This window comes from Luteimonas sp. MC1828, from assembly GCF_016461615.1.
Taxonomy (GTDB): domain Bacteria; phylum Pseudomonadota; class Gammaproteobacteria; order Xanthomonadales; family Xanthomonadaceae; genus Luteimonas.
In genome coordinates this window covers 586,066-608,897 of record NZ_JAEMNY010000001.1, presented here as the reverse complement: position 1 = coordinate 608,897, position 22,832 = coordinate 586,066, and the positions used below count along the sequence as shown (strand labels likewise).

Sequence of the window (22,832 nt, the reverse complement as noted above, 5' to 3'; positions counted from 1 at the left end):
ATCAGGCACTCTCGGGGCCGGCGCCTGCGTCGGCCCGCGAGAGGTCCCCGCGATCACGCAGCGCCGTCACCGCCTGCTCCAGCTGCTGACGCACCATCCGCACGATGCCGGTCCATTCGCGCAACAGCCGGTCGGCGGACATGCGCATTCCCTCTGAAGCCGTGTCGGCCAGTCGCACCGCGCCCATGTTGCCGGCCGCGCCCTTGAGCGCGTGGCAGGCATCGCGGAATTCGTCCCAGTTGCCTGCCGCACCGGCCACGTCGAGATCGGCGACGCACTTTCGCGCGTCTCGCGTGCACTCGACGAGGAAGCGCTGCACGAACACCTCGCCCAGGCCCATCTCGCGCAGCTCGTCGAGGATGTGCTGCGAGATCACGCTCTTGTCCATCGCGGTTTGCGCGGACGCATTGGTTGGTTGCGCCACGGGTGCATCGCCCGGGGCGGCGCCATCGGCAATCGCGGCCAGCCGCTCGAGCAGACGCTCCACCATCACCGGCTTGGTCATGAACGCATACGCGCCGGCGCGCTCGCACGCTTCGCGCGCCTCCGCGGTCGCGTCGGCAGTCAGCACGATGAAGGGTGTCCGCTTGCGACCTGCCTCCATGAAGCGGGCCTGCTTGAGGACCTCCAGGCCGCTCGCGCCGGGCATGTGCAGGTCGATGATGACCACGTCGAATGCCTGCGACTCCAGCGCGACGAGCACGTCGTCACCGTCATCGACCATCTGCGGGCGATGCCCGGCCTTCTCGAGCAGGCGACGCATCACCATCAGGTTCGCCCCCTGGTCGTCGGCCACCAGGATGCGCATCGGGCGCACGCGCGCACGGTGGCGCACGAACGGGTCGTCGAAGGCGATGACGTTGTCGAGGTTCGCCGTCGAGTCGTCGTGGACCACCGTCGCGAACGGCAGCTCCGCCCAGAAATGCGAGCCGACGCCCGCCTCGCTCTCGACGCCGATGGTGCCGCCCATCTGTTCGGTCAGCGCCTTGGCGATCGTGGTGCCCAGGCCGGTACCGCCATGGCGCCGCGCCAGGCCGGTGTCGACCTGTTCGAACGCGTCGAAGATCTTCGCGATGGATCCCGCCGGGATGCCGATGCCCGTGTCGCGGACGGAGAACCGCAGTTGGACGCTGTCCGCGCCTGCCGACGTCATCGCCACCTGCAGCGCGACACGGCCCGAGTCCGTGAACTTGATCGCGTTGGAAAGCAGGTTCACCAGGATCTGGCGGAGGTGGTTGGAATCGCCGTGCAGGATCTTGGGGATCTCCGCGGCGATATCCATGTCGAACGCCAGGCCCTTGGCCTGCGCACTCGGCTCCAGCATGACCTGCACGCCCTTGACCAGCTCGCGCAGTGCGAAATCGACATCGGTATGGTCGAATTTGCCGGCCTCGATGCGCGAGATGTCGAGCACCTCGTCGACCAGCGCCTGCAACGCACGCGCCGACGTGCGGATCACCTCGGCGGTGTCGCGCTGTTCAGCGGTGAGCGGCGTCGCCGACAGCAGCTCGGACATGCCGACGATGCCGTTGAGGGGCGTGCGGAACTCGTGGCTCATGTTGGCCAGGAAGCGGCTCTTCGCTTCGTTGGCGGCCTTGGCGGCCTCGGTGGCCTTCACCAGGGCGTTCAGCAGCGAACTCAGGTAGAGCGGCACCGCGACCAGGCCGGCGAGCAGGCCCCAGCCCAGGGGAGCATTGTCTTGCCAGTACGGTGTCGCCAGCAGCGCCGCGCCGAACGACACGACGGCGAACCCGATCGCCGCATACAGCCAACGCGAGCCATAGCGCAGTCCGTTGCCGACGGTGACCCACATGATCACCACGTACAGCCACGCGAGCAGGTCGCCCAGCAGGTACATGCCGATGCCCATCAGGCTGTAGTCGGCAACCATGCCGAGCACGCGGCGCGGCGCGGAAATGCCGGGCCGCGCCAACAGCCAGCCCAGGACGGCGAGCGCGACCACGAACTCCACGGCCAGCAGCTGCTGCGAGAGCAGCAGTGCCTGTGCGACATCAGGGCGACCGCTGACCACCAGCTGCAGGTAGGCCTCCACCACCACCAGCATCAGCAGCCGGACGATCGCCTGCGCGTGTTCGCTGTCGGGGCGGTTTGCCAGGCGCTGCCTGGCCCAGTGCAGGGCGCGTGTCATGTGCGTCAGTCCGCGGCGATCAGCGCTGGCGCAGGCGCGTAGCGCGCGCATGCTTCCTCGATGCGGCCACGGTTGCGCACCAGCGCGTCGACGCAGCGCGGATCGAACAGCGTCCCACTGTGCCCGCTGATGAACTCGAAGGCCTCGTCGATCGTCCACGCACGCTTGTACGGCCGCTTCGACACCAGCGCATCGAACACGTCCGCCACCGCCACGACGCGCGCCTCCACCGGGATCTGCTCGCCGACCAGGCCACCCGGATAGCCACTGCCGTCATAGCGCTCCTGGTGCCGCAGCGCGATGGTCGCACCGGCCTGGATGAAGCGGTTCTGGCTGTCCTTCAGCAGTTCGTGCCCGATCTCCGGGTGCCTGCGCATCAGCGTGGTCTCTTCCGCGGTCAGCGGGCCCGGCTTCATCAGGATCGCATCGGGAATCGCGATCTTGCCGATGTCATGGAGCGGCGCGGCGAGTTCGATCACCCGCACCTCCTCCTCCATCATGCCCATGCCGTCGGCGACGATCGCGGCCACGGCCGCGAGGCGCTCGAGGTTGGCGCTGGTGCCGGCATCGCGATACGCGATGGCACGCGCCAGCCGGGTCAGCGTCTCGCGCTCGCGTTCTTCGACTTCGTGCATGCTCGACAACAGCCGCTGCTCGAGCGACAGCGCGCGCTGCTTGACCGATTCGGCCTGCTGGCGGAGCTGCAGCAGGTTGCGGCAACGCGCGCGCAGCTCGCGGGGGCGCACCGGCTTGACCAGGAAGTCGATCACGCCGGAGTCGAGCGCGGCCTGCCGGATCGGCTCGTCGCCCACCACGGTGACCAGCACGATCGGCACGTCGCGATGCAGCAGCGGGCGGCGGAAGCGGCGCGCGAACTCCAGTCCATCCATCACCGGCATGCGGTAATCGAGCAGCAGCAGGTCCGGGCGATTGTCCTCGCACCAGCGCAGCGCCACTTGCGGATCGCCGAAGTCCAGCACCTCGAGCTCCGGGCTGATGTCCTCGAGGATGTGCCGCAGCATGGTGCGTGCGGATGTCTGGTCGTCGACGATGACGATATTCAAATGCGCTGGCTCCCTGACGCTCCCCGATGGTCCGTACACTGGCCTCGCGGTCTCCCGGAGACAAGCAATTCCTGTGCCTTTGCTGCACCCCCGGCAACAGGACCGTCTACCCGAGCATACGTCAGTTGACGCTGGCAGCGGTCAAACGGTGACGCTGGGCGTCACTCGTGGCCCACACCCGCTTCGGGCCGCATGTACGGGAACAACAGTACGTCGCGGATCGACGCCGAGCCTGTGATCAGCATCACGAGACGGTCGATGCCGATGCCCAGGCCGCCGGTGGGCGGCAGGCCCACCTCGAGCGCGCGGATGTAGTCGGCGTCGTAATGCATCGCCTCGTCATCACCGCCGGCCTTGGCTTCGACCTGCGCCTGGAAGCGCGCCATCTGGTCTTCGGGGTCGTTGAGCTCGGAGAAGCCGTTGGCGATTTCCTTGCCGCCGATGAACAGCTCGAAGCGGTCGGTGATGCCTGGCTCGCTGTCGGACTCGCGCGCCAGCGGCGAGACCTCGACCGGGTAATGGGTGATGAACGTCGGCTGCAAGAGGCCGGCTTCGACGGTCTTCTCGAAGATCTCCAGCAGCAGCTTGCCCCAACCGTAGCCGGGCTTCACCGCGACGCGCAGGCGCTCGCAGTGGCGCGCCAGCGCGTCGCGGTCGCGGCAGTCGGCGGCGCTGATCTCCGGATTGAGTTCGCGCACGGCGTCCTCGAGCTTCCAGCGGCGGAACGCGGGCGCGAGGTCGATGTCGTGGCCGTCCCACGCGAAGCGCGTGCCGCCGGCGGCATCGGACGCCACGTCGCGGATCATCGTCTCGGTCAGGTCCATGACTTCGATGTACGTGGCGTAGGCCTCGTACAGCTCGAGCATCGTGAACTCCGGGTTGTGGCGCGTGCTGACGCCTTCGTTGCGGAAGTTGCGGTTGATCTCGTAGACGCGCTCGAAGCCGCCGACCACCAGGCGCTTGAGGTACAGCTCGGGCGCCACGCGGAGGTACAGGTCCAGGCCGAGGGCGTTGTGGTGGGTGGTGAACGGCCGCGCGGTGGCGCCGCCGGCGATGTAATGCATCATCGGCGTCTCGACCTCGAGGAAGCGGCGCGCGTCCAGCCAGCGTCGGAGCGACGAGATGATGCGCGAGCGCGTGACGAACACCTCGCGCGCGTCGGGCGACACGATCAGGTCCACGTAGCGCTGGCGATAGCGCTGTTCGACATCGGCCAGCCCATGCCACTTGTCGGGCAGCGGACGCAGCGACTTGGTCAGCAACCGCAGGGTGTCGGCGCGCACCGACAGTTCGCCGGTGCGGGTGCGGGTCAGGCCGCCTTCGACGGCCACGATGTCGCCCACGTCCCAGCCCTTGAACGCGTCGTAGCGCTCGCCCAGCGTGGAAGCCTGCAGGAACAGCTGGATGCGCCCGCTGACGTCCTGCACCTCGGCAAACGCCGCCTTGCCCATCACCCGCTTGGCGACCATGCGCCCGGCCAGCGCGACGCGCCGGCCGGTGGCTTCCAGCGCCGCGGCATCCCAGGCGTCGCCGTCGGCGTACTCGGCCTGCAGGTCGCCGGCATGCTCGGTGCGCCTGAAGTCGTTGGGAAACGCCACGCCCTGCCCGCGCAGGGCGGCGAGTTTGCCGCGACGCTCCGCGATCAATGCGTTTTCGTCGGCGGGGGCGGGACTGGCGGCGTGGGTCATGGCGTTCTTTGCTGGAGGGGGCATTGTGTGCCCCGGTTGGATGGCGCGATCAGGCGGCGTCGGTGCGCTTGGAGCCGGCTTCGAGGCCGGTCTTCAGGCTGGCCTCGATGAACTCGTCGAGGTCGCCGTCCAGCACGTTCTGGGTGTCGGAGCGCTCGATGCCGGTGCGCAGGTCCTTGATGCGGCTCTGGTCGAGCACGTAGTTGCGGATCTGGCTGCCCCAGCCGATGTCGGACTTGGTGGCTTCCAGCGCATCCTTCTCGACGTTGCGCTTCTGCACCTCGAGTTCATACAGCTTCGCGGCGAGCATCTTCATCGCGGTGTCGCGGTTCTGGTGCTGGCTGCGCCCGGTCTGGCAGGCGACCACGGTGTTGGTCGGGATGTGCGTGATGCGCACCGCCGACTCGGTCTTGTTGACGTGCTGGCCGCCAGCGCCTGACGAGCGGTACACGTCGGTGCGCAGGTCGGCCGGGTTGATCTGGATGTCGATGTCGTCGTCGACTTCCGGCGACACGAACACCGATGTGAAGCTGGTGTGGCGCCGGTTGTCGGAGTCGAACGGCGACTTGCGCACCAGGCGGTGCACGCCGATCTCCGTCTTCAGCCAGCCGTAGGCGTATTCGCCCTCCACGCGGAACGTGGCCGACTTCACGCCAGCGACGTCGCCGCCGCTGACTTCCATGAGCTCGGTCTTCCAGCCGCGCTGCTCGCACCAGCGCAGGTACATGCGCAACAGGATCTCGGCCCAGTCCTGGGCTTCGGTGCCACCGGCACCGGCCTGGATGTCGACGAACGCGTTGGCCGAGTCCATCTGTCCGGAGAACATGCGCTGGAACTCGAGCTTCTCGACCTGCCCGGCCAGACGCTCGACGTCGACCACCACCGCGTCCGCGGTGTCGTCGTCGTTCTCGTCTTCGGCCAGGTCGAGCAGCTCGGCGGCACCGACCAGTCCGTCGGTCATGTCGCGGATGCCATTGACGGTCTTGTCCAGCAGCGAGCGCTCGCGCCCCAGCGCCTGCGCGCGGGCGGCGTCGTTCCAGACGTCGGGATTCTCGAGTTCGCGCTCTACCTCTTCGAGGCGTTCGCGCTTGGCATCGTAGTCAAAGAAACCCCCTGAGCGAATCCAGCCGGCCCTTGAGGTCGGCGATGCGCTGGCGGACGGGATTGAGCTCGATCATGGCGGCAGGATGAAGGTTCAGGTGGCCGCACATTCTAGCTGGAACGACCGCTGCGGCCGACCCGGCCGCCGGCAGCTCAGGCTGAACCGATGCCGCGACCTTCACTCGCGCCCTGCCACACGGCGTCGCGATACCGGCGACTGATGGGCAGCAGGGTGGCGTCCTGCAGGTGGGCCCGGGCATCGCCGCTGTCCAACGGCTCGATCGACGCGATACGGTCGATATTGACGATGTAGCTGCGGTGGATGCGCACGAACCGGGCCGGATCCAGCTGCGCCTCGATACCGCCGATGGTGCTGCGCAACGGGTAATCATGGCCGCGGACGCGCAGGTTGACGTAGTTGCCCGACGCCTGCAGCCATTCGACATCGTCGGCCGCGATCAGGAACTCGCGGCCGAGCTTGCGCACGAGGAAGCGCTCCGGCCGCGCGACCGAACCCGGCTGGGCGACATCGTCGGGGGTACCGAGGACGCTCGCCTCTCCCTGCAACCGTCGCAGCAACAAGCGGTATCCGTGGAGCAGCAGCACCATGCCGATGAACGTGCGGACGTCCTTGGAATACTCGTACAGCAATTCAGAGGGCCAGTCGCCGAAGTCGTAGCTAGCGCCCCTGGCGGCATACACCAGCTTGCGAATACCGACCATGAGCGCCACGTGGGTGAGCGACCAGGCGACGCTTGCTCCCAGGTACCCGGGAAGCCTGCGCCGCCACGTGTCCATGTGCAGCGGCCAGCGGCGCGTGAACCACAGCACTGCGGGCACCAGGACCAGGCTCGCCAGCGCACTGCTCCACGACCAGGTGGCTGGCTGCCACCAGTCCAGCGGCACGCCGAGGCGCTGGTGGTCGGCCCACTCCTCATAGCTGCCGCCAATCGCGCCCAGGCAGCAGCTCACCAGCCAGTAGCCTATTTCGAAGGGCCGACGGTGTTGCAGGTAGGCATTGGCCGGATCCACGGCCACTTGCGGAGTGATGACGTGCATGCCGGCATGGTAACGGGAGGGCACCCGTTGTTCGTCCCTGCCCTCCACCATTGGTCACAAAATCCGGCGGGCCATCACCCGGGACGGGCGTGTCAGGCGTGGGCTGGCTACGGTGCGGGGACCCCCGAGAAAGGCCTGACCGATGCCACGCCGACATGACATCGACGCCCTGCGCGTCGCCGCGTTCGCGATCCTCATCCTGTACCACGTCAGTGGCGTGTACCAGGTGGATTCCGATTTCCATATCGCGAGCAGCTATCGCCACGAATGGCTGGACTACGTCCGGATCGTGTTCAACCGCTGGCGCATGCCATTGCTGTTCGCCATCTCGGGGATCGCCATCGGACTGTCACTGCCGGGGCGAGGGCTGGCGCAATTCGCGCTGCGGCGAAGCCTGAGGCTGTTGCTGCCGTTGGCGTTCGGAATGCTCTTCATCGTGTCGGTGCAGGCCTATTGCGAAGGCGTCGCCAAGGGCACGCTGGAACCCGGCTTCCTGCGGTTCCTCGGACGCTACCTCCAGGTGCGCCCGTGGCCGGAAGCCGGTTTCAGCGGGGCGGAGTACGGCATCACATGGAACCACCTCTGGTACCTGGCGTATCTGTGGGTCTACAGCATGGCGCTGCTGGCGTTGATGCCCCTGCTCGATTCGCGGCCCGGCACGCGGCTGGCGACCTGGCTGGCGCGTCCGCGCCACGGGGCCTTGATGCTGCTGCCGGCCGGCCTGTTCTTCGGCTACCTCGTGGTCCTGGCCCCCCGGTTTCCCCCGACCCATGCACTGGTCGGCGACTGGTACCTGCATGCCGAGTACTTCTCGGTGTTCCTGTTCGGCTACGCCATGGCGCGGCAGGACGCGTTCTGGACGCGGCTGCAGGACCTGCGCTGGCCGATGCTGGCGGTCGCGTTCGCCGCCATCTGCGTCGAACTGCTGCTGAAGGCGGCCGGGCAATACCTGCCGGCCGGCGACATACCGCCGGCGCTCGCGCACCTTCCCTGGGGCCGCATCGAACGCGGCGCGCGGGCGCTCTACATGTGGTCGGCGCTGCTGGCGATCTTCGCCTGGGGCCATACGCTGCTCAACCGGCCCATGCGCTGGCTGCCCTATGCCTCGGAAGCCGTGTATCCCTGGTACATCCTGCACCAGAGCCTGATCGTGCTGGTGGCGTACTGGTTGATTCCATTGCGGCTGGGTGCGTGGCTCGAACCTGCGCTTGTGACGCTCGCCACCATCGGCGGATGCCTGCTGCTGCACGAATTCGTGATCCGCCGCGTGTCTCTGCTGCGCCCCCTCTTCGGGCTCAAACCCGAGCTCAGCGGCGGGCGGACCGCCACTCCCGTCGCCGCAACGATTCGCTGATAGTGGCTGCCTTTCCGACGGGGGTTCACCGGAAAGGCAGCCGATGCAGCGCTCAGCGACGCTGGACGTGCACCCGGTAGCGGCCACCCTGGCCACCCATCGCCGATGATGCTTCCAGCACGTAGTCGCCCGCCTCGAGCGCGTGCGCGATCCGCGCATCGAAACCGCCGCCGCCATCGTCGTCCTCCGCCAGCGGCTCGCCGCCCTGCAGCAGCCTGAGGTGGGAGTCGACGCCGTCGCCCGATGCCATTTCGATGATGTAGCTGCCGGGGCGCGCGATGCGGAGGGTGTAGCGGTCGGTCATTCCCGGCAGCAGCGTGGCGTCGCGCGCCCGTCCAACTTCCAGGCTTCCGCCGCCGGCATCGGCGGGCACCGGCGACAGCCGTGCCGCCAGCGTGAACAGGCCTGCCCCGCCCTGCACGTTGAACGCGGAGGCGCGCACCGCGTAGTCGCCGGGTTGCAGCACCGTTGCGATGCGGGCGTCGAGGCGGTCGCCACCATCGTCGTCCTCGATCAGGACCCCTTCACCCGTCAGCTGCAGGCGCGAGTCCAGCTCCGGGCTGCGCATGTCGAGCGCGAGCAGTTGCCGCTCCGCCACGCGCAGGCGATATGTCACCGGCTGCCCCTGGTAGAGCGCGGTGAGGTCCGTGCCCGGGACCAGGTCGCCGTCGGTGGCCACCTCGATGCCGGCCGGCAGCTCGCGCTCGGCGACGGAGAGCTCGTACTGCCCGCCCGCCTGGCCGTTGTAGCCGGACGCGACCAGGGTGTAAGTCCCGGGCGCCAGGCGCGCGGTCAGCTGCGAGTTGCTGCCATCCGCATCGTCGCTGCCCAGCGACAGGCCGTTGCCCTCGAGGCCCAGCACGGTATCGAACTCGTCCGACGCCATGCGCACCGAGTACATGCCTTCGCGCTCGATGCGCAGCGGAATGCGCTTGCTGCCGTCCAGCCAGTCGGTGATGGATGCGCCGCTGGCCAGTTCGCCGCCGCCGTAGACCTGCAGCTCCGACGACGCCAGCGTGAACGGCCCGTACGCGGAGGCGTCGCTGCCGCTCACCGCGAGCACGTAGCGGCCTGCGCGCGATGCGCGCACGGCAAGCGTGGCCGTCTCCGACTCGCCGGACGAGGTGCGCAGCAACTGTCCATCGAGGTACAGCGACAGCTGCGCCCGCAGCGGGCCTTCGACCACGAAGCGCACGCCCTGGTCGGCCTTCAGCGCGACGCTGAAGAGTTCGCTGCGCGTGCCGTCGCGCCAGTTGAGCATGTCCGCGCTGGTGATCTCACCGCGCAACTGTTGCCCGGGTGTGATCGACGTGGTGGCGGGGTCCGCCGCCATGGCCGCGGTGCTTGCCAGCGACAGGCCCATGGCGACGGCCAGCGCCAGCGTCTTCGTCTCGTTTCGCATGCAGGGAATCCTTGGATGTTCCGTGGCAGACGCCGCGTCTGGCCCGGTCGCGCCATCGGATTATGCGAGCGGGGCGTATTCAGCGATAGCCCGCAACGGGCTGCAGGATCAGCAGGCTTCGAGGTGTTCGACCACCAGCTGGATGGCATCGCCGCCGCGGTAGTCGTCCGGTGCCAGGCGGTAGGCCAGGCGCGCACGCGCCGGCGGCGCTTCGCCGCGCCAGGCCCCGAAGTGGATCGCGGCAATCGTCGTTCGCAGGCCCGCCACGCCAAGCGTCAGCTTGAGGTGGCGTTCGCCGACAACGCGCCAGTCGCGCACCTCGAACTCGCCATCGAACAGCGGCTCGGGGAACCCCTGCCCCCACGGCCCGCCGTCGCGCAGGGCTTCGGCGTGGGCGCGGTCGAACTCGCCGGGCGCCAGCGCGCCGTCGCTGTCGATGACGGCCAGCAGTGCGCTGGCGTCGAGCATGGCTTCGGCGTGGGCGTGGAAGGCCGCTTCGAAGGCAGGCAGGTCGGCGAGGTCGAGGCTCAGCCCCGCCGCCATCGCGTGGCCGCCAAACTTCGCGATCAGGCCGGGATGGCGGGCGTCGACCGCCGCCAGCGCATCGCGCACATGGAACCCTGGAATCGAGCGCGCCGATCCGCGCAGGCTGGTGCTGCCCGCCTCTGCCGGCGCGAAGGCGACCACCGGCCGGTGCAGGCGCTCCTTGAGCTTTGACGCCACCAGTCCGACGACGCCGGGGTGCCAGCCGGCGTCGAACGCACACACCGACGCGCCGACGCCGCCGTCGTGGCCATACGCATCGAGCGCGTCGGTCGACAGGGCCAGCTCGGCTTCGTCCAGCATGGTCTGCTGCACCACCCTGCGTTCGCGGTTGATCGCGTCCAGGCGCTGCGCGAGTTCGCGTGCGCGCTCCGGCTCGTCGCACAGCAGGCATTCGATGCCGAGCGCCATGTCTTCCAGGCGCCCGGCGGCGTTCAGGCGCGGCGCAACGGCATAGCCGATATCGCCCGCCCCCAGCGTGGCGGCCTGGCGCCCGGCGACTTCGATCAGTGCATTGAGGCCGGCGCAGCCGCGGCCGGCACGCAGCCGGCGCAACCCCGCCGACACGAGGGCGCGGTTGTTGGCGTCGAGCGGCACCAGGTCGGCGACCGTGCCGACCGCCACGAGGTCGAGCAGCGTGGACAGGTCGGGGCCGTTTCCATCCAGTCGGCCTTCCGCGCGCAGGCGCGCGCGCAGCGCCAGCAGCACGTAGAACATCACCCCGACGCCGGCCAGCGATTTGCTGGCAAAGCCGTCCCCGGCGCGGTTCGGATTGACGATGGCGTGTGCGGCGGGCAGGCGTTCGCCCGGGAGGTGGTGGTCGGTGACCAGCACCTGCCAACCCAGGGCGCGCGCGGCATCGATACCGGCGTGGCAGGCAATGCCGTGATCGACGGTGACCAGCAGGTCGGGCTGCAACGGTGCGAGCTCGGCCACCAGCGAGGTCGAGAGGCCGTAGCCGTGCGCCACCCGGTTGGGCACCGCGTGCAGCACCTCGCGCGCGCCGAGCATGCGCAGCCCGCGCACCGCGACCGCACACGCCGTGGCGCCGTCGCAGTCGAAATCGCCGACCACCAGGATGCGGTTCCCGGCAGCGATGGCGTCGGCCAGCAGCGCGGTAGCGGCATCAAGATCGAGCATGCCCTCGGGCGGCAGCAGGCCGGCCAGGCGTGGCCGCGCGCTGTCGACGTCGTGCGCGCCGCGCGCAGCGTAGATCCGCTGCAACAGTGGCGGCATGTCCGCCGGCCACTCGATCGCCTCGTTCCTGGCTGGATCGGGTCGGCGCCGGATACTGCGCACCGCGCTCAAGCGGCGGGCCACGCGGCGCCGCGGCGCCACACGCGCAGCGCATGCCTGCGCCGCAGGCGCAGGCGCCAGCCGTCGCCATCGTCGAGTTCCAGGGCGTCGATCGCGCCGGCCCGCAGCGCGTCGAGCGCGGGTTGCAGCCAGTCGCGCTCGATCCACTGCAGGTCACGCGTGCCTTCGATGTCATACACGCCGGCGTCCGGCGTGAACCGTGGCGGCAGCGCCGTGCCGCGCCCGCTGGCGGCTGCCAGCGCACGCGCGGTGTCGTCATCGCTGAAGCCGTGCGTTCCGCCCACCACGCCGCCTCCTTCCACCACCGGCGGCAGCGTGCCGCCGCCCCAGAACCAGAGCGCGTTCACAGGGGAGTGCCCGCGCGCCGCGCGCCCGGCGTTCCAGGGATGGTTGTGCAGGGTCACCTGCACTTCGTTGGCCAGCGTGCGCCAGCGCCGGCCTTCGGGGCTGGTATCGAGGTGCTCGAAGACGTCTTCGCCGAGCGCGTCACCGGGATCGGAGAACGCCGGGATCTTCGCCTCGCGCGGCAGGCGCAGGTACCAGCGCGACGGGTGCGGCGCGTCGAGCGTGAACCCGGCATCGCCGAACAGCGGCCGCAGCGCGGGCAGCAGCGCGTCGCAATCGGCGGGCGTAAGCGCCAGCGCCTCGCCATGGGCCATCAGCCGCACGCCGTTGATGTCGGGACGCAGCCAGGCCGGATCCGCACGCAGCCAGGCCGCGCCTTCGGCATCGCCGACGTCCGCCTTTCGCGACAGCGCCGCGATTGGCCAGCCCTGCCCGACAAGCGGAAAGTGGCGCAGCAGCTGCGCGCGGCGGCCGGGTTCGCCAGCGGCGAGCTGGTCGCCGCGGCCCAGCATTACCGCAGTCCCCTTGGACAGGCGCTGCCGCCCCAGCCGCGCGGCGGCGGGGAGCAGCAGTGTCACGGAGGCCGGCGCCATCGCCGGATCAGCCGTAGCTGACGGAAACGATCTCGTACTCGACTGTGCCGCCGGGCGCGTCGATGCTGACTTCGTCGCCCTCGTGCTTGCCGATCAGCGCACGCGCCACCGGCGAGGAGATCGCGATCAGCCCGAGCTTGATGTCGGCCTCCAGGTCGCCAACGATCTGGTAGCGCTTTTCCTGGTCGGTCTCGACATCCGCCAGCACCACGGTGGCGCCGAACACGACCTTGCTGCCCACGTCGAGCGTGGCGATGTCGATCACCTGGGCGTGCGACAGCTCGCCCTCGAGCTGCTTGATGCGACCCTCGATGAAGCCCTGCTGCTCGCGTGCGGCGTGGTACTCGGCGTTCTCCTTGAGATCGCCATGCGCGCGCGCCTCGGAGATCGCATTGATCACCGCGGGCCGCTGCACCGACTTGAGTTCCTCGAGCTCGGCGCGAAGCCGCTGCGCGCCCTGCGCGGTAATGGGGGGTCTCATGCCTGTTTCAGTTCCTCATGCAGTTCGTGCAGGGCCCACACCGGACCCGTGCCGCGATATTCCAGAGAGTGCAGCAACGCGCGCGCACCGGCAATGGTGGTCGAGTACGTCACGCGCTGCTGCAGCGCCTCGCGCCGGATGGAGAACGAATCGGAGATCGCCTGCCGTCCTTCGGTGGTGTTCACGATGTAGGCGATCTCGCCGTTCTTGATCAGGTCCACCACGTGCGGGCGGCCCTCGATCACCTTGTTGACGACGTCGCACGCCAGCCCGTTCTGCTGCAGCCACTGCGCCGTGCCGCGCGTCGCGACCAGGCTGAAGCCGCGCTCGAGCAGCGCCTGCGCCACCGGCAGCACGCGCTGCTTGTCGGGGTCGCGCACCGAGAGGAACGCCTTGCCCGCCTCCGGCGCGCGGATGCTGGCCGCTTCCTGCGCACGCGCGAACGCCGCGCCGAAGCTCCGGCCCACGCCCATGACCTCGCCGGTCGAACGCATTTCCGGGCCGAGGATCGGGTCCACGCCCTGGAACTTGGCGAACGGGAAGATCGCCTCCTTCACCGAGTAGTAATGCGGAATCACCTCGGTGGTCGCGCCCAGCTCGGCCAGCGTCTTTCCGGCCATGCAGCGCGCCGCGATCTTGGCCAGCGGGATGCCGGTGGCCTTGGACACGAACGGCACCGTGCGCGAGGCACGCGGATTCACTTCCAGCAGGAAGATCACGTCCTCGCCGTCCTCGCCCGCCTGCACCGCGAACTGGGTGTTCATCAGGCCGACCACGCCCAGCGCACGCGCCAGCTGCGCGACCTGCTCGCGCAGGCGCGCCTGGGTCTCCGCGGACAGCGAGTACGGCGGCAGCGAGCACGACGAATCGCCCGAATGCACGCCGGCCTCTTCGATGTGCTCCATCACGCCGCCGATCAACACCGCGCCGTCCTTGTCGGCGATCACGTCGATGTCGACTTCCACGGCGTTGTCGAGGAAGCGATCCAGCAGCACCGGCGAATCGTTGGACACCTTGACCGCGTCGCGCATGTAGCGCGCGAGGTCTGCGTCGGCATGCACGACTTCCATGGCGCGACCACCGAGCACGTAGCTCGGGCGTACGACCAGCGGGTAGCCGATCTCGCGCGCCAGCAGCAGCGCCTGTTCGGCGCTGCGCGCGGTGCGGTTGGGCGGCTGCTTCAGTCCGAGCGTGTCGACCAGCTTCTGGAAACGCTCGCGGTCTTCTGCCAGGTCGATCGAATCCGGGGAGGTGCCGATGATCGGCACGCCATTGGCTTCCAGCGCGCGCGCGAGCTTCAGTGGCGTCTGCCCGCCGTAATGCACGATCACGCCCTTCGGCTTCTCGAGCTCGACGATCTCGAGCACGTCCTCCAGCGTCACCGGTTCGAAATACAGGCGGTCGGAGGTGTCGTAGTCGGTCGAGACAGTTTCCGGGTTGCAGTTGACCATGATGGTTTCGTAACCATCCTCGCGCAGCGCCATTGCAGCGTGCACGCAGCAGTAGTCGAACTCGATGCCCTGCCCGATGCGGTTCGGTCCGCCACCGAGCACGATGATCTTGTCGCGGCCGGTTGGCTCGGCTTCGCACTCGTCCTCGTAGGTCGAATACATGTAGGCGGTGGTGGTGGCGAACTCGGCGGCACAGGAATCCACGCGCTTGTACACCGGGCGGATGCCGAAGGCGCGGCGCAACGCGCGGATCGCCTTTTCCTCCACCTGCACCAGCTGCGCCAGGCGCGCGTCGGCGAAGCCCATGCGCTTGAGCGCGCGCAAGCGGGCGCCGTCGAGCGCATCGACGCCGCGCGCGGCGACCTCGCGCTCGGCAGCCACGATGTCTTCCATCTGGTCGAGGAACCAGGGATCGACCCACGACAGCGCATGGACGTCCTCGACCGACATGCCGGCGCGGAACGCATCGGCGATGTGGAACAGGCGCTCCGGTCCCGGCTCGCGCAGCTCGCGCTTCAGCACGACCAGGTCGTCCTCGCTCGCAAGATCGAGGCCGGTGGGGTCAAGCCCGACCTTGCCGGTTTCCAGGCTGCGCAGCGCCTTCTGCAGCGATTCCTGGAAGGTGCGGCCGATCGCCATCACCTCACCCACCGACTTCATCTGCGTGGTCAGGCGGGCGTCGGCCTGCGGGAACTTCTCGAACGCGAAACGCGGGATCTTGGTCACCACGTAGTCGATGCTCGGCTCGAACGACGCCGGCGTGCGGCCACCGGTGATGTCGTTCTTGAGCTCGTCGAGCGTGTAGCCCACCGCGAGCTTGGCCGCGATCTTGGCGATCGGGAAGCCGGTGGCCTTGGACGCCAGCGCCGACGAGCGCGACACGCGCGGGTTCATCTCGATCACCACCACGCGGCCGGTTTCGGTGTTGATGCCGAACTGCACGTTGGAGCCGCCGGTGTCGACGCCGATCTTGCGCAGTACCGCGATCGAGGCCTGGCGCAGGCGCTGGTATTCCTTGTCGGTGAGCGTCTGCGCGGGCGCGACGGTGATCGAGTCACCGGTGTGCACGCCCATCGGGTCGAGGTTCTCGATCGAGCAGACGATGATGCAGTTGTCCGCGGTGTCGCGGACCACCTCCATCTCGAATTCCTTCCAGCCGAGCACCGATTCCTCGACCAGGATCTCGCCGACCGGCGACAGCTCGAGGCCGCGCTTGGCGATCTCCTCGAACTCTTCCTTGTTGTAGGCGATGCCGCCGCCGCTGCCGCCGAGCGTGAAGCTCGGGCGGATGATCGTCGGATAGCCGACCTTGGCCTGGGTGGCCACGGCCTGTTCGAACGTGCGCGCCACTTCGGCCTTCGGGCACTCCAGCCCGATCTCGGCCATCGCCACGCGGAACAGCTCGCGGTCCTCGGCCATCATGATGGCTTCGCGCCTGGCGCCGATCAGCTCCACGCCATACTTTTCGAGCACGCCGTGGTCGGCGAGGTCCAGCGCGCAGTTCAGCGCGGTCTGCCCGCCCATGGTGGGCAGCAGCGCGTCGGGGCGCTCCTTCTCGATGATCTTCTCGACCATCTGCCAGGTGATCGGTTCGATGTACACCGCGTCCGCGGTATCCGGGTCGGTCATGATCGTCGCCGGATTGGAGTTCACCAGGACCACCCTGTAGCCCTCCTCCCGCAGCGCCTTGCAGGCCTGCGCGCCGGAGTAGTCGAACTCGCACGCCTGTCCGATGACGATCGGGCCCGCGCCGATGATGAGGATGGTCTTGAGGTCGCTGCGCCTTGGCATTGCTTATCCCAGGATTGCTGAAGTGGGCACCTGGCAGGTGTCCAGTGACTTGATCATCAGCTGGGTGACGATGGACGCCCCCAGCTGGTAGCCGCTCTTTTCGTTTTCTTCGGCCGAGCGCGTCGCGTCGATCGCGTCGCCCATGCCCGCGGCCTCGCGCAGCGCGGCATGCTTGGGATCGGTCATGACGGTCATGAACGAAAGCAGCTGCGCGGGCGTCGAACCGGCAAGAACCGCATTGCTGTCGCCGCCGCCCTCGGTCGCGGCGCCTTCCATCACCAGGCGCCCGAACAGCACGCTGGCTCCGCCTTCGAGCAACGCGATGTCGCCGCGCACGCGCGATGGATGGGCCGAGGCATACGCCGAGGCGTCAGCGCGCTTGGCGCGGCGGTAGCCGGCCGAGGAAAGCTCCCCGCGCATGCAGGCCAGCTGCTCGGCCGTCACCGCGTCCGGTCGCTCCTGCAACGGCCACGTCGGGTCCTGCTTGGCAATCGCGTCGAACACGTCGCCGATCGGCATCATCTCCACCAGCAGTCCGGCCAGGCGATCGATGTCACCGGGCGCGACGTTCTGGGCGTGCGCGGCGGGCGCAAGGCTGGCGAAGCCCAGGCACAGCGCAAACAGTACCGGGGAACGCGGGTTGCGCAGGCTCATGCACGGGACTCCTTGTGGGTTTCGCTGCGCGCGGCCATCGCCGCGATGAAGCGGTCGAACAGCGGCGCGACATCGTGCGGGCCGGGCGCGGCCTCCGGATGTCCCTGGAAACTGAAGGCAGGCGCGTCGGTGAGTTCGAAGCCCTGGTTGGTGCCGTCGAACAGCGAGCGATGGGTGACACGCACGTTGGCGGGCAGCGAGGCCTCGTCGACGGCGAACCCGTGGTTCTGCGAGGTGATCATCACCCGGCCGGAGTCGAGGTCCTGCACGGGGTGGTTGGCGCCATGGTGGCCATTGGGCATCTTCACCGTGCGTCCGCCGACGGCCAGTGCGAGCAGCTGGTGGCCAAGGCAGATGCCGAACGTCGGCACCCTGGCGGCGAGGCAGCCGCGGATCGCCTCGATCGCGTAGTCGCAGGGCGCCGGATCGCCGGGGCCGTTGGACAGGAACACGCCGTCGGGGCGCAGCGCGAGCGCTTCCTCGGCGGTCGTGCGCGCCGGGAGCACGGTCACGTCGCAGCCGCGTTCGGCGAGCATGCGCAGGATGTTGCGCTTCACGCCGTAGTCCCAGGCAACCACCTTGAAGCGCGGTTCAACCTGCGTCCACGCGCCGCTGTCGAGGTCCAGCTGGCCCTCGCGCCACTGGTAGCGCGCGGGCGTGCTGACCACCTCGGCCAGGTCCATGCCCTTCAGGCCCGGGAACTTGCGCGCGGCTTCGATGGCGCGGGCGGCGTCGATCTCGCCGGCCATCACCGCGCCGTTCTGCGCGCCGCGTTCGCGCAGCAGCCGCGTCAGGCGACGGGTGTCGATGCCGGCGATGGCCACCACGCCGCGATCGGCGAGCCACTCGGGCAGCGCGACCTGGCTGCGCCAGCTGCTGGGACGGCGCGGCACGTCGCGCACCACCAGCCCGGCCGACCAGACGCGCGCGCCCTCGTCGTCCTCGGCGGTGCAGCCGGTATTGCCGATGTGCGGATACGTCAGGGTGACGATCTGGCGCGCGTACGAGGGGTCGGTGACGACCTCCTGGTAGCCGGTCATCGCGGTGTTGAACACCACTTCGCCGACGGAAAGCCCGGGCGCGCCGATGGAGACGCCTTCGAAGACGGTGCCGTCTTCAAGCGCGAGGATTGCAGGTGGGGTCACGAAGGTCGCCTACGTGGGGTTGCAGGAAGCCGCCAGCACCGGCGGAAACCGGCGCCGGGACATGTGAATCAGGCGAGCGGGAATGATACGGAACCGGGGCGCCACGCGCCAGCGGCAGCGTGCGCGGAGCTGAACGCGCGGCCGGCTACAGCAGGTCGCGCAGCCGCCAGTTGCCGGCCGCGCGGCCGTGCAGGCGCGACGCGGCGTGCAGCGCACCGCGGGCGAACACGTCGCGGCTGGTCGCGCGGTGCACCAGCTCGATGCGCTCGCCGGTGCCGGTGAACTGCACGGTGTGCTCGCCGACGATGTCGCCGGCGCGCAGGCTTGCGTAGCGCGGGTCCGAACCACCGCGCCCGACCGCGGCGCCAAGCGCGAGCGCGGTACCCGAAGGCGCATCCTTCTTGTGCACGTGGTGGGCCTCGACGATGTCGCAGTCCCAGCCCGGCAGCGTGGCGGCCGCGCGCTCCACCAGTTCCTCCAGCAGTGCCACGCCGAGGCTGAAATTCGCGGCCCAGACCAGCGGGATGCGCGCGGATGCCGCCACCAGCGCCTCGCGCTGCGCGGCGGACAGGCCCGTGGTGCCGGACACCAGCCCCGCTCCCCGCTCCACGCACAGTGCGAGCACCTGGTCGAAGGCCTCGGCCAGGCTGAAGTCGATGGCCACGTCGAACGCGGGTACGCCGCGCAGCTCGGCGGCGGCGAAATGCGGCACGCCGTCCACCACCCGCTGTGCCGGCTTGCGTGACACCGCGGCCACGACGACGCAGCCCGGTTCGGCACCCTCCCCGCACAGGCGCATGAGCGCGTGGCCCATGCGCCCGCTGGCGCCATGGAGCATCAATCGGATGGGAGCTGGCATCGCGCAAGGCTAGCCGCGGTGCACGCCGCCGGCAAGCTCACGGCCGGGCGCGTGCCGGCCGCATCGCACTTACGACGTCATGCGTTCCCAGAACCCCTTGACGCCGTCGACGAAAGTGCTGGCCTTGGGCGAGTGGCGACGCGCGCCGTCGCCGACGAACGTCGCTTCGAGCTGCTCCAGCAGCTCGCGCTGCTGGGTGGTCAGGTTGACCGGGGTTTCGATCACCACCTTGCAGTACAGATCGCCCGGCGCGCGGCTGCGCACCGACTTCACACCCTTGTCGCGCAGGCGGAAGACCTTGCCGGTCTGGGTCTCGGCGGGGATGCGGATCTCGGCTTCGCCGCCAAGCGTGGGCACGCGCGCGGTGTCGCCCAGCGCGGCCTGGCCGATGCGGATCGGCACTTCGCAATGCAGGTCGTCGCCGTCGCGTTCGAAGATCGGATGCGGGCGCACGCGCACTTCGACGTACAGGTCACCGGGCTGCGTACCGGGTGGACCGGCCTCGCCCTCGCCCGAGAGTCGGATGCGGTCGCCGTTGTCCACGCCGGCCGGGATCTTGACCGACAGCACCTTCTCTTCCTCGACGCGGCCGTTGCCGCGGCACGAAGGACACGGCGACTTGAAGGTCTGGCCGCGGCCGTGGCAATGCGGGCATGGCTGCTGCATCGAGAAGATGCCGCGCTGGAACCGCACCTGGCCGCGCCCCTGGCAGGTATCGCAGGTCTCGAGCTTGCCGTCTTCCGAGCCGGTGCCGTTGCAGGGATCGCAGGCGGCCAGCGTGGGCAGCTCGATGCGGCGCTCCACGCCCGCCACCGCCTCTTCGAGGTCGAGCTCCATCACATAGCCCACGTCGGCCCCACGGCGCGGGCCGCGCGAGCCTCCACCGCCGCCAAAAATATTGCCGAAGATGTCGCCGAAGATGTCGCCCATGTCCGGCTGGCCGGGACCGGCGTTGCCGCCGCCCATGCCGTGTTCGAACGCGGCATGGCCGTGCTGGTCGTACATGCGGCGCTTGCCACCGTCGGACAGTACCTCGTAGGCCTCCTTGCACTCCTTGAACGCAGCCTCGGACTCGTGGTTGCCGGGGTTGCGGTCAGGGTGGTGCTTCATCGCGCAGCGGCGATAGGCCTTTTTCAGCTCATCGTCGCCGGCGTTGCGGGCAACGCCGAGGACTTCGTAATAATCACGCTTGCTCATGGATCAGGGGCCATCTGTGTCGTCGGGCGACGCCCCCGCGAAACCGGGGGCGGAAACGACATCGGGAACCGCGGACTCGCCGCCACGGCTCCCGACGTCACGTACCGATGGCGGTCAGGCCTTGGTGTCGTCGTCCTTGACCTCGGTGAACTCGGCATCGACCACGTCGTCGCCGGGCGCGGGACCACCGGCATCGCCACCCGCATCGCCACCACCCTGCTGGGCGGCCGCGGCGAACAGCGCCTGCGCGGCTTCCTCGAGCACCTTGGTCCTGGACTCGATCTGCACCTTGTCGTCGCCCTTCATCGCGGTCTCGACGTCGGCGATCGCGGCCTCCACGCGCCCGATCACGTCGCCCGGCACCTTGTCGCCGTTGTCCTTGATCGCCGTGCGCGTGCCGTGCACCAGGGCGTCGGCCTGGTTGCGGGCGCCGACCAGCTCGTGGAACTTCTTGTCGTCCTCGCGATGCGCTTCGGCATCGGCCACCATCCGCTGGATTTCCTCGTCCGAGAGACCCGAGCCGGCCTTGATCTCGACCTTCTGCTCCTTGTTGGTCTTCTTGTCCTTGGCGGTGACGTGCACGATGCCGTTGGCGTCGATGTCGAACGACACCTCGACCTGCGGCATGCCGCGCGGCGCGGCATCGATGCCGGTGAGGTCGAACTTGGCCAGCGACTTGTTGTAGCGGGCCTGCTCGCGCTCGCCCTGCAGCACGTGCACGGTGACCGCGGACTGGTTGTCCTCGGCGGTGGAGAAGGTCTGCGAGGCCTTGGTGGGCACCGTGGTGTTCTTCTCGATGATCTTGGTGAACACGCCGCCCAGGGTCTCGATGCCGAGGCTCAGCGGGGTCACGTCGAGCAGCAGCACGTCCTTGACGTCGCCCGCCAGCACGCCGCCCTGCACCGCGGCGCCGATGGCGACCGCCTCGTCCGGGTTGACGTCCTTGCGCGGCTCCTTGCCGAAGAACTCGGCGACCGCCGCCTGCACCTTCGGCATGCGCGTCTGGCCACCGACCAGGATCACCTCGTTGACGTCGCTGGCGCGCAGGCCGGCGTCGTTGAGCGCGGTGCGGCAGGGCTCGATGGTCTTCTTGATCAGGTCCTCCACCAGCGCTTCGAGCTTGGCCCGGGTCAGCTTGATGTTGAGGTGCTTCGGGCCCGAGGCGTCGGCCGTCACGTACGGCAGGTTGACCTCGGTGTGCTGCGCGGTGGACAGCTCGATCTTGGCGCGCTCGGCGGCATCGCGCAGGCGCTGCAGGGCGAGCGGATCCTTGCGCAGGTCCATGCCCTGGTCCTTGTTGAACTCCTCGACCAGGTAATCGATGACGCGCTTGTCGAAGTCCTCGCCACCGAGGAAGGTGTCGCCGCTGGTGGCCAGCACCTCGAACTGCTTCTCGCCGTCCACTTCCGCGATCTCGATGATCGACATGTCGAAGGTGCCGCCGCCAAGGTCGTACACGGCGATCTTGCGGTCGCCGCCGTCCTTGTCCAGGCCATAGGCCAGCGCGGCCGCGGTCGGCTCGTTGATGATGCGCTTGACGTCGAGGCCGGCGATGCGGCCGGCGTCCTTGGTCGCCTGGCGCTGCGAGTCGTTGAAGTACGCCGGCACGGTGATCACGGCTTCCGTGACCTTCTCGCCCAGGTAGTCCTCGGCGGTCTTCTTCATCTTTTCCAGGATGCGCGCGGAGACTTCCTGCGCCGACAGCTTCTTGCCCTCGCTGGTCGCCACCCACGCGTCGCCGTTGTCATGCTGGGCGATGGCATATGGCACCAGGCCGATGTCCTTCTGCACCTCGGCGTCGGTGAACTTGCGGCCGATCAGGCGCTTCACCGCATAGAACGTGTTCTTGGGGTTGGTGACCGCCTGGCGCTTGGCCGAGGCGCCCACGAGCACTTCGCCGTCCTTGGTGTAGGCGACGACGGATGGCGTGGTGCGGTCGCCTTCGCTGTTTTCGATGACGCGGGCCTTGCCGCCGTCCATGATCGCCACGCACGAGTTGGTCGTGCCGAGGTCGATGCCGATGATCTTTGCCATGGGATGTTGCCTCTTGGAGGTTTGTCTGGGGGGCGGCAAAGCCGCCGATGACTGCTATCTGGGGACGCGGCCGGCGCCTTCAAGCGCCGGGCGGCGCGGATTCAGTCGTCGCGGGCCACGGCGACGAGCGCCGGGCGAAGGAGCTGCTCGTTGAGCTGGTAGCCCTTCTGGAACAGCTGGGCGACGGCGCCGGCGGGGACGCCCGCGGCGTCCACCACGCTCATCGCCTGGTGCTGGTCGGGGTTGAACGCATCACCTGGCGCCGGCGCGAGCTGGACCAGGCCCTGGCTGGCGGTGACGCGCAGGAGTTCACGCAGGGTCAGCTCCATGCCTGTCCGCATCGGATCGTCCGCCGCGCCCGCGAGCAGCGCCGCGTCGAGGCTGTCGAACACCGGCAGCAGGTCGCCGAGCAGCTGCTTGTTGGCGAACCGGCAGGCATTCTGCACATCGCGCTGCAGGCGCTTGCGCTGGTTTTCAAGCTCGGCGCGCTCCACCAGGGACTGCGCGCGCAGCTGTTCGAGCTCGCCGCGGAGGGCCTCGATCTCGTCGTGCGGAATGGTGTCGGCGGCCTCGATGGTGGCGTCGGGCGTGTGTTCGTTGGTCAT

Annotated in this window: 17 protein-coding genes; 1 reads left to right on the top strand and 16 read right to left on the bottom strand. The window is 69.0% G+C overall.

The genetic code is table 11. From position 1 onward, the window contains the following. Nucleotide 1: 1 nt before the first annotated feature. From JHB91_RS02885 to JHB91_RS02865, 5 genes are all read right to left on the bottom strand, one after another. Nucleotides 2-2,149 (bottom strand): ATP-binding protein, encoded by a 2,148-nt coding sequence (locus tag JHB91_RS02885; RefSeq protein ID WP_199471350.1) that lies wholly within the window; start codon nt 2,147-2,149, stop codon nt 2-4. Nucleotides 2,150-2,154: 5 nt separating this feature from the next. Further along, entirely contained in the window at nt 2,155-3,252 is a 1,098-nt protein-coding gene (locus tag JHB91_RS02880) for a two-component system response regulator (RefSeq protein WP_343225044.1), read from the bottom strand. A 122-nt stretch (nt 3,253-3,374) separates the two neighbouring features. Continuing rightward, on the bottom strand, nt 3,375-4,901 hold the full coding sequence (gene lysS / locus JHB91_RS02875) for a lysine--tRNA ligase (protein WP_199471344.1): 1,527 nt from the start codon (nt 4,899-4,901) through the stop codon (nt 3,375-3,377). A 49-nt stretch (nt 4,902-4,950) separates the two neighbouring features. Beyond that, nucleotides 4,951-6,079, bottom strand: a protein-coding gene (gene prfB / locus JHB91_RS02870) for a peptide chain release factor 2 (protein ID WP_199372677.1) whose coding sequence is annotated in 2 segments (ribosomal slippage) — nt 4,951-6,003 and nt 6,005-6,079 — 1,128 coding nt in all. Because the reading frame shifts where the segments join, the coding sequence is not laid out codon by codon here. 76 nt (nt 6,080-6,155) lie between these two features. Beyond that, nucleotides 6,156-7,061, bottom strand: a complete 906-nt coding sequence (locus JHB91_RS02865) for a LytTR family DNA-binding domain-containing protein (RefSeq protein WP_199471341.1) — start codon at nt 7,059-7,061, stop codon at nt 6,156-6,158. A gap of 142 nt (nt 7,062-7,203) precedes the next feature. Between JHB91_RS02865 and JHB91_RS02860 the strand changes: the two genes are divergently transcribed. Then, entirely contained in the window at nt 7,204-8,415 is a 1,212-nt protein-coding gene (locus JHB91_RS02860) for an acyltransferase family protein (protein WP_199471339.1), read from the top strand. 52 nt (nt 8,416-8,467) lie between these two features. Here the strand turns inward: JHB91_RS02860 and JHB91_RS02855 are convergent, their stop codons facing one another. The 11 genes from JHB91_RS02855 to grpE all read right to left on the bottom strand — a co-directional run bounded on the left by JHB91_RS02855 (nt 8,468) and on the right by grpE (nt 22,832). Then, nucleotides 8,468-9,817 (bottom strand): hypothetical protein, encoded by a 1,350-nt coding sequence (locus tag JHB91_RS02855; protein ID WP_199471336.1) that lies wholly within the window; start codon nt 9,815-9,817, stop codon nt 8,468-8,470. Between the two features lie 108 nt (nt 9,818-9,925). Continuing rightward, nucleotides 9,926-11,596, bottom strand: coding sequence for a single-stranded-DNA-specific exonuclease RecJ (gene recJ / locus JHB91_RS02850; protein ID WP_199471333.1), 1,671 nt, complete (start codon nt 11,594-11,596; stop codon nt 9,926-9,928). A gap of 68 nt (nt 11,597-11,664) precedes the next feature. Next, a complete protein-coding gene (locus JHB91_RS02845) occupies nt 11,665-12,600 on the bottom strand; it encodes a phosphoglycerate mutase (protein ID WP_199471330.1) in 936 nt (311 codons plus the stop codon). A 22-nt stretch (nt 12,601-12,622) separates the two neighbouring features. After that, nucleotides 12,623-13,084, bottom strand: coding sequence for a transcription elongation factor GreA (gene greA, locus JHB91_RS02840; RefSeq protein WP_182823687.1), 462 nt, complete (start codon nt 13,082-13,084; stop codon nt 12,623-12,625). 8 nt (nt 13,085-13,092) lie between these two features. Next, nucleotides 13,093-16,338, bottom strand: coding sequence for a carbamoyl-phosphate synthase large subunit (gene carB, locus JHB91_RS02835; protein WP_199471327.1), 3,246 nt, complete (start codon nt 16,336-16,338; stop codon nt 13,093-13,095). 3 nt (nt 16,339-16,341) lie between these two features. After that, nucleotides 16,342-16,992: a hypothetical protein gene (locus JHB91_RS02830; protein WP_199471324.1), complete on the bottom strand. Its 651-nt coding sequence runs from the start codon at nt 16,990-16,992 to the stop codon at nt 16,342-16,344. After that, nucleotides 16,989-18,137, bottom strand: a complete 1,149-nt coding sequence (carA, locus tag JHB91_RS02825; protein ID WP_199471320.1) for a glutamine-hydrolyzing carbamoyl-phosphate synthase small subunit — start codon at nt 18,135-18,137, stop codon at nt 16,989-16,991. The genes JHB91_RS02830 and carA overlap by 4 nt, the downstream gene beginning before the upstream one ends. 145 nt (nt 18,138-18,282) lie before the next feature. After that, nucleotides 18,283-18,996: a 4-hydroxy-tetrahydrodipicolinate reductase gene (gene dapB, locus JHB91_RS02820; RefSeq protein ID WP_199471312.1), complete on the bottom strand. Its 714-nt coding sequence runs from the start codon at nt 18,994-18,996 to the stop codon at nt 18,283-18,285. 69 nt (nt 18,997-19,065) lie between these two features. Further along, nucleotides 19,066-20,193, bottom strand: coding sequence for a molecular chaperone DnaJ (gene dnaJ / locus JHB91_RS02815; RefSeq protein WP_199471309.1), 1,128 nt, complete (start codon nt 20,191-20,193; stop codon nt 19,066-19,068). A 114-nt stretch (nt 20,194-20,307) separates the two neighbouring features. Continuing rightward, a complete protein-coding gene (dnaK, locus tag JHB91_RS02810) occupies nt 20,308-22,266 on the bottom strand; it encodes a molecular chaperone DnaK (RefSeq protein WP_255527515.1) in 1,959 nt (652 codons plus the stop codon). 62 nt (nt 22,267-22,328) lie between these two features. Further along, nucleotides 22,329-22,832, bottom strand: coding sequence for a nucleotide exchange factor GrpE (gene grpE, locus JHB91_RS02805; RefSeq protein ID WP_199372689.1), 504 nt, complete (start codon nt 22,830-22,832; stop codon nt 22,329-22,331).

Bases quoted from the DNA above. Each gene is read 5' to 3' on its own strand.
- JHB91_RS02885 (WP_199471350.1), bottom strand. From the start codon at position 2,149: ATGACACGCGCCCTGCACTGGGCCAGGCAGCGCCTGGCAAACCGCCCC.
- lysS (WP_199471344.1), bottom strand. From the start codon at position 4,901: ATGACCCACGCCGCCAGTCCCGCCCCCGCCGACGAAAACGCATTGATC.
- JHB91_RS02865 (WP_199471341.1), bottom strand. From the start codon at position 7,061: ATGCACGTCATCACTCCGCAAGTGGCCGTGGATCCGGCCAATGCCTAC.
- JHB91_RS02860 (WP_199471339.1), top strand. From the start codon at position 7,204: ATGCCACGCCGACATGACATCGACGCCCTGCGCGTCGCCGCGTTCGCG.
- JHB91_RS02855 (WP_199471336.1), bottom strand. From the start codon at position 9,817: ATGCGAAACGAGACGAAGACGCTGGCGCTGGCCGTCGCCATGGGCCTG.
- recJ (WP_199471333.1), bottom strand. From the start codon at position 11,596: ATGCCGCCACTGTTGCAGCGGATCTACGCTGCGCGCGGCGCGCACGAC.
- carB (WP_199471327.1), bottom strand. From the start codon at position 16,338: ATGCCAAGGCGCAGCGACCTCAAGACCATCCTCATCATCGGCGCGGGC.
- JHB91_RS02830 (WP_199471324.1), bottom strand. From the start codon at position 16,992: ATGAGCCTGCGCAACCCGCGTTCCCCGGTACTGTTTGCGCTGTGCCTG.
- dapB (WP_199471312.1), bottom strand. From the start codon at position 18,996: ATGCCAGCTCCCATCCGATTGATGCTCCATGGCGCCAGCGGGCGCATG.
- dnaJ (WP_199471309.1), bottom strand. From the start codon at position 20,193: ATGAGCAAGCGTGATTATTACGAAGTCCTCGGCGTTGCCCGCAACGCC.
- grpE (WP_199372689.1), bottom strand. From the start codon at position 22,832: ATGACCAACGAACACACGCCCGACGCCACCATCGAGGCCGCCGACACC.